The organism is Methylobacterium aquaticum (assembly GCF_001043915.1).
GTDB classification, from domain to species: Bacteria; Pseudomonadota; Alphaproteobacteria; order Rhizobiales; family Beijerinckiaceae; genus Methylobacterium; species Methylobacterium aquaticum.
Genome location: NZ_LABX01000409.1, coordinates 1 through 969, shown reverse-complemented (window position 1 = coordinate 969; position 969 = coordinate 1). Strand labels below are relative to the sequence as shown.

The 969-nt window shown below is 76.3% G+C and carries 1 protein-coding gene; it reads left to right on the top strand.

Features of this window, described 5'->3' with window-relative positions; genetic code table 11:
• Window positions 1–969 (top strand): beta-ketoacyl [acyl carrier protein] synthase domain-containing protein (locus tag VP06_RS32850; RefSeq protein ID WP_048468024.1); only part of this gene is annotated, 969 nt, incomplete at both ends.

Below are 969 nucleotides of genomic sequence, written 5' to 3'. Positions count from 1 at the left end.
CCGCGCCGGCGCGGGTCGGGGCGGCACGGGTCGGGGCGACCGAGCCGATCGCCATCCTGGGCATGGCCGGGCGCTTTCCCGGCGCGCCGGATCTCGACGCCTTCTGGGACGCCCTGCGCGAGGGCCGCGACCTCGTCACCGAGATCCCCGCCGACCGCTGGGACTGGCGCCGGCACCGCCACGCGCCGGGCCTCGACGCCGGGGCCGAGGTGCCGCGCTGGGGCGGCTTCCTCGACGGCGTCGACCGCTTCGACGCGCCGTTCTTCGGCCTGTCCCCGCGGGAGGCGATCCATCTCGACCCGCAGGCGCGGCTGCTGCTGGAGGGCGCCTGGCACGCGCTGGAGGATGCCGGCCTGCCGCCGCGACGGCTGGCCGGCAGCGCGACCGGGGTCTTCATCGGCAGCCAGCTCGCGGATTATGCCGAGCTGATCGGCGATGCCGGCACGGCGGCGGCCCAGGCGGTGCTCGGCAACACCCGCACCATGCTGGCCAACCGGCTGAGCCACTGGTTCGACCTGCACGGACCGTCGCAGACCGTCGACACCGCCTGCTCCTCCTCCCTGATCGCCATCCACCGGGCGGTGCAGTCCCTGCGGGAGGGAAGCTGCACCCTGGCCCTCGCGGGCGGCGTCCACCTCATCCTCTCGCCCCGCGCCCAGGTGATGGGCGCGCAGCTCGGCATGCTGTCGCCACGGGGCCGCTGCCGCAGCTTCGACGCGGATGCCGACGGCTATGTCCGCGGCGAGGGGCTCGGCCTCGTGGTGCTCAAGCCCCTGAGCCGGGCCCTGGCCGACGGCGACCGGGTGCGGGCCGTCATCCGCGAGACCGGCGAGAACCATGGCGGGCGCGCCGCTGGCCTGACCACCCCGAACCCCGCCGCACAGGCCGCCCTGGTGGCCGGGGTGCTGCGGCGCTCGGCCGTCGCGCTCGCCTCGATCGGGCATCTGGAGGCCCATGGCACCGGCACCG